Source organism: bacterium, from assembly GCA_040755795.1.
Lineage (GTDB): Bacteria > UBA9089 > CG2-30-40-21 > CG2-30-40-21 > SBAY01 > JBFLXS01.
In genome coordinates this window covers 1-12,828 of the sequence record JBFLXS010000081.1, presented here as the reverse complement: position 1 = coordinate 12,828, position 12,828 = coordinate 1, and the positions used below count along the sequence as shown (strand labels likewise).

Below are 12,828 nucleotides of genomic sequence, written 5' to 3'. Positions count from 1 at the left end.
AACCGTAAAAGCTGATTAAATCAGAAGAGTGAACACATTTTTAAGGCTGGAGGCTCTAAATGCTTTATAACTGCTGGTAAAATCATAAACTACAGTTGATTGTGGAATTTAGATGCGTTTGCCCTGGTAAAAAATCAAATTCCTATTGCCAAAAGGGGAAAAGTGTGGTATAATTAAAATAGAGTAAGTATTTACCTAGGTGAAGCAAGACAGTAGTGTCGTGGTAAGTAAGTTTTGCACGGGGTATCATCAGGTTTCGTAACCTGCAAACGGATAATTGGTAATTAATTACCATTCACCAGTTACCAATTACCAGTTACCAATTACCAGTTACCAATTACCAAATTAGGGAGGGACAGGAAATGCTCCTGGTAATAAAATCAACACAAAGAATAATGGAGATTAGAACGCAAGATTTTTTCAGGATTTTTCAGACTTAACGCAGATTTTTATTTTTATGACAAAGAAGAAGCGAGACGCCTGACCTACCAGCGTTTTTTCTTTTATTAAAAATTTGTGAAAGTCTGTATTATTAGAGGGAATGATAAAAATGAAGCGTCTCAACTTATTTGTCAGTATATCTATAATTTTTTTTAGCGTGACTAAACTCTGTGAGGCAAGCATAGCGAAAGAAATGCGAATTACCAATGTTACGGATAGCCAGATTATTGTCTCATGGATAACCGATGTTGAGGAAACCTGCCACGTCAACTATGGCCTTACCCCTGCCACTGGTTTAACCGCTTACGATGTGCGTGGGCTACTGACAAGTGATGATACTCATTATGTAAAAATCACTGGTTTGAATCCTGAAACTATATATTATTTTGAACTTGTCTCTGGCGCCACTGTGGATAATAACAATGGTATGTATTATCAGGCTAAAACCGGGGCAGATATTAAGCGGTCTGGACTTGATTTTGCCTACGGCAGAGTATTTAAGTCTGACGCCGTCACCTATGCCACTGGCGCTATTGTTTATTTCTATCTCAAGGATGGGAATGCACAGGATAGTCCCGGTAACTCCGCCCTCTGGTCAAGTTTAGTCGATAGCAATGGTTATTGGTCTGAAAATCTAATTAATCTGAGAACCCAGGATGGTAAAGAATTCTTTGAGTATTCTGTTGATGGTGGAGATAATCTCATTCTCTATGGAGAAGGAGCAAAAGAGGGAACGGCATCATTGAGTATCTTTACCAATCAAGATTCACCTGCCCCGGATATGATTCTCACCTCAGACCGAATCAAACCTTCAGCCATTACTACACTGGCAGTCAAACAGGTTACTTCTAATTCCATTTTCTTGAACTGGATTGCCCCGGGCGATGACGGCAATTCGGGACAGGCATCTTTATATGATTTAAGATGGTCTTATGCGGAAATAAATGAAGGCAATTTCAAGAATGCTACACCCGTCCCAAATCTCCCGACGCCTTTACCTGCAGGTAATCAACAGGAATTTGAAGTCAAAGGGCTTTTGCCCGATACGCTTTATTATTTTGCCATTAAAACCCGTGATGAGGCCGGGAACTGGTCTAATTTATCCAATATTGTCTTTGGAAAAACATTGCCGCCACCTACCTCAATGTTAGCCTGGACAGGAGAATATAATTTTGTTAAAGATGCTTTACGATTAGATTTTGGCACACTGGGAACTAACTTTGTTTATATGGTTAAGTATATTCATCCGGGAAATCTTGCTCCACAAAAAGGCGAGCCAAAAATCATCCTTTACAAAGAGACAATTCCCATTGGCACATATTCGTTGACTTATGCCAACGGCACTTTTTCTACCGGAGCAATCTACACCTATTCCAAAGTCTTTGCAGAGAAAGGTGAATACAGTTATAAATTCTATTGTCAGGGTGCAGATGGCGAACCAACTCTTTTAACTAAAGGACCAATAGTTAGTGACATAGAGACTGGGGTGCGAATAACAAATCAAACCGATGCCCAATTTACCGTTTCCTGGGTGACTTCACAATCTACAACAGGATATATAAAATATGGCACAAATATTGCAGACCTGAATAAAATTGGGGATGATGACCGTGGTCAGAGTTTTAGCGGACAAACACACTATGTTACAGTTAAAGGGTTAGAGCCAGAAAAGATTTATTATTTTGATGTTGTCTCAGGCGGCGTGGTTGATAACAATTCTGGAAACCACTACATTTCCCAGACAGGTCCATCAGTTCTTGCCTCAGGAAGCGATTTGGTTTATGGACAGGTATTTAAACAAGGAGGAGCGGTTCTGGCGAAAAATAGTATTGTTTATCTTGAATTAAAAGATAATGATGGTCAGGATAGTCCGCTTACTTCAGCTATTGCCTCTGCCCTGGTACAGGATAATGGTTACTGGATGGCAGATTTAGTCAATTTCCGCACCCTAAACTTATCCGCACCATTTGAATACTCACCAATGGATGATTTGGTCTGTATATTTGTCCAGGGGGCAAATGAAGGCATTGGCAGTGAAATAGTGATGACCGCGAATGATTCGCCAGCATCACCTGTAGAACTTTGCCTTGATACCGTTGCCCCGGCATCAATCACAACCCTTCAGGTAATAAAAGCAGGCATAGGCTCTATTACCTTAAAATGGCAAGCCACTGGTGATGATAAAACCATTGGCACAGCAACAAGTTATGACATAAGATATGCTACCTTTACGATTACCGAGTCCAGCTGGGGATTGGCTAACGAAGTCCAATTAGAGCCTGCACCTGCCTTGCCAGGCGTTTTTCAGGAATTTGTCGTCAAAAACCTCAACACCGCCACGACTTATTATTTTGGAATAAAGGCAATCGATGAAGTGTGGAATATCTCTGAATTATCCCATATTGCCATTGGCTCAACTACCCCTGAAATAAAACATCCGCCAATACTTGATTGGGTGGGTGAAGGAGAGTATTTAAAAGATGGTGTCTATCCCGATACAGGTAATAATGATATGAAATTTACCTTTCAGGTAAAATATATTGATTTAGACAATGATGCCCCAAAATCAGGTGAGCCAAAGGTGATTATTAAATCTTCTGGCACCTACACGATGAGTTATGTAAAAGGCACATATTCTACCGGGGCAATTTATAAATATACGACATTTCTTCCATCACCAGGGACTTACACTTATCGGTTTTTCGCCACAGATGCCTCTGGTAGCCCTACTTTTACTATGGAAGGACCAATTGTTACGGATATTCCATACCGTGAGACGAATATTACTGACTCACAATTTACTATTTCCTGGCCATCGACTAAATTAGAAATCGGCACGGTTAATTATGGCACCAATCCGGATTCTTTAATCTTATCCTTTAGTGATAATCGGGTAGATGATACCCATCATATTGATGTTACTGGTCTTACGGCAAATACTTTATATTATTATGATGTTGTCTGTGGTGGAGTTAAGGATGATAATCAAGGGTTCCATTATAAAGTCCAGACAGGTGCCTCGATTATTCCCACGCCTGACTATCAAATGGTCTATGGCAAGGTTTATAAACAGGGTTGTCTTGAATATGCCGATGGAGCTATTGTCTATATTCAATTGCAGGATAAGGATAATAAAGGTGATTTGGGTAATTCTGCCTGGGCATCAGTTTTAGTCAGAGATGGAGAATGGAGATATAATCTGGTAAATCTCCGAACGGCTAATCATCAATCTTTTTTTGATGACTGGAGCGGAGATAAAGATGAACTTTATTTATTTGCCGAAGGGTCGTTGGAAGGCACAGATACACTCACCATTTTCCCAATCAATGGCACTCCTGCTGAATATATGGAGTTATCGCGTGATATTACCCCACCGGGAACAACCACCTTAATTGCAACTAATACCACGCCGTTTTCCGTAACATTGTTCTGGAGAGCCGCAGGCGACGATAAAAAATTAGGGACAGCAACCAGTTATGATATTCGCTACTCAAAAGGAGTCATAGATGAAAATACCTGGGCTACCGCAAACCAGGTAATAGATGAACCCAAACCTTTAGTCGCCGGAACAGAACAACAACTGATAATTACAGACTTAGAGCCAGATACCCTTTATTACTTTGGATTAAAAAGCATAGATGAGGCAGGCAATGCCTCATCTATAAGTATTGCCACCGCAACGACAAAACCTCACCCTCCACCTGCCCTCAAATGGATAAATGAACCTAACTATCAAGAAGACGGTTTAGAGCCAGAAAAAGGGTCTGTGGAGACTGTTTATACCTACTATGTTGATTATTTTCATACCGATAATCTTGCCCCGGCACCTGGTTTTCCCAAATTACATATTTTAGCAGATGTTTATACAATGGTTGCAGATAACCCGGCGGATACAAATTACAGAGATGGCAAACGATACAAATATATTAAAATCTTTGCCTTGTCAGGGACATACACCTACTCTTTTGAGGCGAAGGATACGGCTAATGTTCTGGCTCAAGGCACACCAACTCAAATTTCATCAGGGCCGGTGGTTGGTGTTATTCCTGTTTTAACATGGACTAAAGAAGAAGGATATGGAACAGACGGTCTTGAACCTGAAATAGGTCCTCCAAACACAACCTTTACTTATCGAATAAATTATCTCCATAGCCAGAATATCCCGCCAGCGCAGGATTATCCAAAGGTTTATATTTCAGGGCCTGTCAATCAATCTTTTCCTATGCAAGAGGTTGACTCGCAAGATACTGACTACACCAATGGAAAATTTTATACCTTCTCCATTGCGTTAACCACGATGGGGAAATATTATTACCATTTTGAGGCAAAAGATACAAAGGATTTTCTGGCGACAACTCAAGAAATAACAGGACCTATTATTGCCAATGCACCAGTATTAAGTTGGGTTGATGCCGATGGCTATAAAACTGATGGCATAGAACCAAACACAGGCAATAATAAAACCATATTTACCTATAAAGTCCGATATTGCGATGTGGATAATAATCCACCGGATTTATATTATCCAAAATTATATGTGCTTCGTGGAGGCGAGATGGTGTATGAAAGGAAGATGTATCGAATCGAAGGAAATGATTATGTGACGGGCATAGTCTATTGTGTTCAATTACCACTTATTATCGCCAGTGACTACTATTCTTATTATTTTGAGGCAAAGAATGCGAGAGGAGTATTGGCTGTGGGCACGCCAACGAATATTCATCCAGGACCTTTAGTTAATGGTCCCAATTATCCACCACGACTTCAATGGATTGGCAAGGGTGAGTATATTGCGGATGGTCTTAACCCGGAAACCGGAACCGTAGGCACGACATTTACTTATCAGATTAAATACTCTGATATGAATGCCGACCCTCCTCAATCTGGATACCCATTAGTTTATCTCTACCGTGGGGAAACTTTTCTTGGAACAAAGACAATGAGTTATCTCTATGGGTCATTTACCAATGGTGCGGTATTCGAGGCAACTTATACCTTTAAATCAACGGGTATTTACAAGTATAAATTTGAGGCAAAGGACAAAAAGGGTTCACCAGCTTCTATGTCTTCTAAAATAGGTCCTCTAATTAGCACCGCACCGACATTGGAAGCAGGGACTCTCACACCAGCGGTAGGCACGATAAATCTAACTACCTTTACTTACAAAGTTACCTATAAAGATGCTGATAATGACCCGCCAAATACTCTATATCCAGTAGTGCATATATTTAAAGATGGCAACGAAATCATCGGCAGTCCCTGTCGGATGGAACCAGAAAACCCAGCGGACATTACTTATAATGATGGCAAGGTGTATAAATTCACCAGGATTTTTGACCAGGCAGGCTCATTTACATATCAATTTGAGGCTTATGATTGTTTTGGAGTAAAAGCCACTGCCCCACTAATGGCACCGGGTCCTATTGTCCGCAGTGCACCTACATTGAATTGGACTTATGAATCAGGCTATTTGAATGATGGTCTTGAGCCTGAAGCCGGAACAATTCAAACCATATTTACCTATCGAGTCAATTATACTGACCTGGATAACCAACCACCTTTATCGAACTATCCTGTGGTTCATATTCTAAAAGGAGGTCATGAAATTCTCGACAGCCCCTTTGTGTTAGAGGAGGTAGATACATTAGACACCATTTATAAAGATGGGAAATTATTTACTCTGTCATACTTATTTTCAGGAATTGGCACATACTCGTATTATTTTGAGGCTTATGATTCTTTAAATATCAAAGGTGAAGGACCAGCAACAGGTACCAAAACAGGTCCTTCAATCATTGAGGGACCGATATTAAAATGGGCAAATGAGGAAGGCTATATTAATGATGGGATTAACCCTGGCACAGGCACAAGATATGTAACTAATTTTACCTACAAGGTAACTTATCAAGACCCTACGGGTTATCCTCCAGCAACAGGCTATCCGCGGGTGCATATCTTTCGCGGCGGTAATCCTGAATATCCAAATGGTCAGCAGATGTTCATTAAAGTTGGAGATGATTATAAAATCGGGGTAACATACAGTTTTTCCACTACCTTTCCAATTGGCGGTAAACATTACACCTATTATTTTGAGGCAAAAAATACCAAAGGGATGTTTGCTTCAGGAGAACCAACAAATGAACAGGAAGGTCCGATAGTTGAAGGACCTAATTTTAAACCAACACTTTTCTGGTCGCAAAAACAAGGTTTTATTTCAGACGGCATTGACCCGAATTTCGGCACACTCAAAACTGATTTCACTTATCAAATATTATATCAGGATACAAATGGTGACCCACCGGCAATTGGTTATCCAATAGTTTATATCTACAAACAAGCAAACTTAATCGCCACCACCACGATGAATTTTGTTGACGGAAATTGGGCAAAAGGGGCAAATTACGCTTATTCAACCACACTCCCTCAAAAAGGTGAATATCAATATCAATTTAAGGTCAAAGATGAGCCGGGAGAAGAGGTAATATTTCCGCCTTATGCCTTTGCCACAGGTCCAAAAGTTAGCGGTAGTCCACAATTATGGTGGACGCAAGAGATAGGATATACTTCTGATGGATTAGAACCCGAGACCGGCACCAAAGGAACGATTTTTACCTACCGTGTGGTCTATGTTGACGAGGATAATGAACCGCCAGGGGCATTGTTTCCTAAATTACACATCTTAAAGGGTGAGGTAGAAATATTAGCTCCAAAAATGTGGGAAGCAAATCCAGCGGATACAAAATATGACGATGGGAAGATTTATAAATATTCTATCTCATTAACCACGCCGGGAACTTATACTTACCGATTTGAGGCACAGGATGTCAATGGGCTATTGGCTGTGGGCACCCCGACGATACTTCAGCCGGGTCCGAAGGTTATACCTCTCCCATTTTTAGACTGGGTAGGGGTAGGGCAGTTCACTTCAGATGGTTTAGACCCGGAGGCAGGCACACCGGGCACTAAATTCACATTCAGGATAAAATATATTGACCTCGATAATCTTCCACCAGGAATTGGCTCACCAAAGGTAGTTATCTTTTCAAACCAGCAACCTCATACTTCCTCTGTGATGCAGGTTGAGGATATTTATGATGATAACTATACCGATGGCAAACTGTATGGTATTTCTATCTTCATCCCCCAGGGAACATACACCTATAAATTTGAGGCAGAAAATATTGAGGGTGGCAAAGCGATTGGTCTGCCAGCACAATGGCAATATCCCGGCCCACAGGTAAGTAATGCCCCGCAAGTAATAAATGGTCGGGTTAATCCAGGCACCGGAACCAAAGATACCCTGTTCACCTACATTGGAGAATACAAAGATATTGATAATGACCCACCGGCAACAAATTATCCAAAGGTTTGTATTCTGAAAAACGGTAAAGAGATTGCTGGAAGCCCATTTAAAATGAATGCCGATGGTAATGAATACAAATTTTCTACTTATCTGCCTGCAGGAATAAATTATACCTATAGATTTATCGCAAAAGATATTTATGGTGTAGAGGGCATGAGCCAGGATTATGGAGGACCATTTGTAAATAACATCCCTGTTTTACTCTGGGCAGGTGATACAGGATATACCGCAGATGGGCTTGAACCAGAGGTAGGCACGACCGGGACTATGTTCACTTTTTTAGTTAAATACAAAGATATTGACAATGACCCACCAGGCACAGGCTCTCCAAAGGTGCATATCTTTAAGGCGGACCAAACCATTCCCGGAAGCCCTTTTGCAATGACCGCTGTTAATCCTGAGGAACCCTATATTAATGGTAAACGATATAAATTAGTAATTGCCTTTAACGAAAATGGGTCATATAGTTACAGATTTGAGGCAGAGGATATGCATGGCAGTCTGGCAGTTGGCGAGCCTGTTCAAAGGGTGTCATCCGGACCACAGGTCAGTATTTCACCTTCTTTAGATTGGCTTGGAATGGGAGATTACATCACCAGTGGTGTCAGCCCCAATACCGGCACAATTGGCACAGAATTTGTTTATATGATAAAATATACCGACCTTGACAATGACCCACCTGGCACGGATTCTCCAAAGGTAGATATTTTTAAAAATCAGGTTAGAATTGCGGATAGCCCATTTAAGATGGATGAGGTTTATCCAGCAGATATGGATTATACAGATGGGAAATGGTATAAATTTACGAAAAGACTACCGTCTTGCGGAACTTATTCTTGTAATTTTATTGCCCGGGATAACAAAGGCCTTTTTGCCAGCGGCGAACCAACAATTATCAAAGAAGGACCAATAATTACTGGCCAGCCTATTTTAGAATGGACAGGTAAAGTAAACTATATAACCGATGGCGTTGACCCGGATCCAGGTCTTACCTCTACCTATTTTACTTACCAGGTGAAATATATTGATATTAATAACTCAGCGCCCCAGCCGGGTTATCCAAAATTATATATATTAATGGATGGGCAGATATTTTCTCCATATCCATACGGTGTCACAATGTATCGAAAAGAAGGCTATAATTACCAGGAAGGGGTAATTTATACGACACCACCGATAAGACTTCCATTTGCCAGCACAAAGTATGGTTACTATTTTGTGGCGAAAAATACGGAGGGACAACTGGCAAAAGGCACACCGACTCTTCCTCAAACAGGTCCTACTGTTACGGGTAATAATAATCGACCAATGCTTTTATGGGCAAATCAGTCAGGATATATTTATGATGGTTTAGAACCTGAGGCAGGCACCTCTGGCACAATATTTACCTATTTAATCATCTATAGAGACTTAAATGGTGATGAGCCTTTTCCCGGCAATCCTCTTCTTCATATCTACAAAGGAGATACATTCTTCACCTCAACCACGATGAAAAAAGAAAATGGTGATTTTTATAATGGGGCGTTGTATAGTTATTCGACGGCTTTTGAGCAAAACGGCAATTACAAATATAAGTTTTCTGCAAAGGATATTTATGGGGCTGATTGTTATCCATCTGCACCAACTAATTTTAAATCAGGACCTAATGTTGGTGCGGCACCTAAATTAATGTGGATTGGAACTGGCAGTTTTCAATCAGATGGGCTTGACCCGGAAACCGGCATTGTTTATGAAACAATCTTTACTTATAAAGTCAAGTACCAGGATGATGAAAATACCCCACCCGCTTCAGGTTATCCAAGAGTCCATATCCTTAAAAAAGGTATGGCGATAGACAATAGCCCTTTTCCAATGACACCAATTGAAGGCGGAGATTATCAGACAGGCAAGGGATATCAGTTTTTCAAGAGACTTGTTGTGGCAAGTGCAGAATATACTTATTATTTTGAGGCAAAAAATACCTCTGGAATTTATGCGATTGGAACTCCCACCGTTTCAATAAATGGCCCTGATGTTACCGGAGAACCATTACTTATCTGGTGTGGAGATAAACCTGAATATCTAACCGATGGATTAGACCCTGAATTTGGAACCGAGGGGACAAGGTTCACCTACCGGGTTTCTTATCGTAATGCGAATAATGACCCACCCGACGCAGATTCACCCCGAGTGCATATTTTTAAACAGGGTGTAGAAATACCCAATAGTCCATTTTTGCTGGTAGAAGAAAATCCTGCAGATACAGATTATGAAGACGGTAAATTATACAATGTTACGCTTACGCTTGTGGTTGGCACATACACCTATAAATTTGCCGCAGAAAGTAATCACGGCATATCGGCTACCGGCACCGCTACATTTATTAGACAGGGACCTCAAGTTACTTTAGCCCCACAATTAACCTGGGTAAATAAAGAAGGGTATATCACGGATGGACTTCATCCTGAGACAGGCTCGGCTACCACACCTTTTGTCTATCGCATCATTTATACGGATAACGAGCCGCCGACAGGTGGTTATCCTGTCGTTCACATCCTTAAGGCACACAACGAGATAAACGGAAGTCCTTTTGTGATGAAACAAACTAATCCGGCTGACTTGATTTATAACGATGGTAAGGAGTATGAGTTCACCGCAACTCTCACCGCGAGCGGCAAGGATTATGAATATTTCTTTGAGGCAAAGGATATAGTCGGTATTTCTGCTAAAACATCAAAAATAAATGCACCAGTCGTTACAAATCCCCCAGAATTAAAGTGGGTAGATGAAGATAATTATCGCACCGATGGACTTCACCCAGAGTTGGGCACCTGGGGCACAGAATTTATTTATAAAGTTCGATACCAGGACGCTAATAATGATATGCCAGCCGCAGGTTTCCCAAAGATTCACATTCTCAAGGGTGGAACTGAGATTTCAGGCGCTCCATTTCCAATGTTAGCCGCAAATCAATATGATACAAACTGTGTAGATGGTAAAGATTATTATTTTAAGAAAACCCTGTCTGAGACGGGTAAGGATTACACCTATTTTTTTGAGGCAGAAGATGAATATGGTATCAAGGCAGAAGGAACGGCAACCACAAAGAAGGATGCACCAGATGTCAGTCGAGAACCAATATTATTATGGACGGGTAATGCGGGATTTATTGAAGATGGCGTTGAGCCTGAACTGGGCACAACAGGCACTAAATTTACCTATCAGGTCAAATATTTTGACCCGGATAACGACCCACCAACATCAGGTTTTCCAAAACTGCATATCTATCGGGAGGCGACATTTATTGGTTCATTTACTATGAATCCGATGAATACAATATATCAATATGAAACTACCTTACCGCTGGGTAATTATTCATATTTTTTTGAGGCAAGGGATAACTATGGGATTTTAGCCGTGGGGACACCTACTTCACTTAAAAATAAACCCTTTGTTACAGATGCACCAATTTTAGACTGGGTTGATGAAGAGGGATTTAAAACCGACGGTGTTAAGCCAGATTCCGGTAATACAGACATTAACTTTACCTATAAGATAAAATATATAGATAGCAATAATAACCCACCTATCACTGGTTATCCAAAGGTAGTTATTTTTAAAAATGTTCTGGTATTGGGCACATTTACTATGAAAGAGGTAGATGTAGAGGATATAACTTATACTGATGGCAAGTTGTATTATTTTAACCTTCAATTTGCAGAAAGTAGTATTGATTACCGATATAAATTTATTGCTAAAGATTCTAATGGGATGGATGCGGTTGGTAAAATTGAACTTATGAATGGACCACAGGTCAATAATTCACCAGTCATCGATTGGACAAAAGAAAGTGGGTATATATCCGATGGAATTGACCCTAATTTTGGGACAACAAAGGAAAAATATATTTATCGAGTTAAATATACGGATAAAGATAATCATCCACCGTTTGCCGGGTATCCTAAATTATATATCTATTCTCAAGATGTGCCAATTCAGGATAGTCCGATAACGATGAATCCTGTTGATACTCAGGATGGGACTTATACTGATGGGAAATTGTACACCCTTGAGACTACTTTTGAAGAAGGCACATATACCTATAAATTTGAGGCAAGAGATATTTATCAAGCAACCGCGACAGGTGTAGCAACAGCCATTCAATTTGGTCCAACGGTAAATGATGCCCCAGAACTAATCTGGGTAGATGCCGATGGATTTAGAACAGATGGCGTTGATCCGAACATAGGCTCAACAAATAGTAGATTTACATATAAAGTGCTCTATAGGGATGTTAAGAATATCCCTCCAGCACCGGGTTATCCTCGGGTGAATCTCTATATAGGAGGAATTTTAATCAGGCCATCGTCTTTACTCATAAAGGAAAATGAAAATGATAACGATTATACAGATGGTGTAATTTACGGGATTTATGATGTTAGATATTTTTATGCCAGTGATGCGTATAGCTATCGCTTTGAGGCTAAAAACAATAATAATGTCGAGGCAATAGGTGAGGCAACGACGATTCATTCAGGACCTAAAGTTGAAGGGGTGAACTATTCACCATTACTCCTCTGGACTGGCGAAAGTGATTATATAGATGGTTGTAATCCTGATTCCGGGGCGCCAGATACCCCTTTTACATTTCATACGGCATATCTGGATATTAATGTTGACCCACCAGCTCCAGGCTATCCCGCTGTCCTTATTTACAAAGACGATAAGCCTTATGGAATCGGAACCTACACAATGGATTATGTCAATGGAAGTTATCTTAAAGGAGCTACTTATTCCAAAACTATCTTTTTAAATGCTACGGGAACCTATAAATATAAGTTTTATGCTAAAGATAATAAAGGGGAAGAGGCAAGAGGACTATTTACTATTCTGAGAGTGGGACCAAAGGTCAGTCATGCCCCAAAGTTAGAATGGGCTGGACAGACAGGTTTCCAAACCGACGGATTAGAGCCACATGAAGGTATTGTTCGAGAGACATATTTTACATTTAAAGTAAAATATAAAGATGAAGATGGCGATGCACC

General features: G+C 40.5%; 1 protein-coding gene. It reads left to right on the top strand.

From position 1 onward, the window contains the following. Window positions 1-550: 550 nt before the first annotated feature. A partial coding sequence (locus tag AB1414_07410; GenBank protein MEW6607269.1) for a fibronectin type III domain-containing protein occupies window positions 551-12,828 on the top strand: 12,278 nt, incomplete at its 3' end.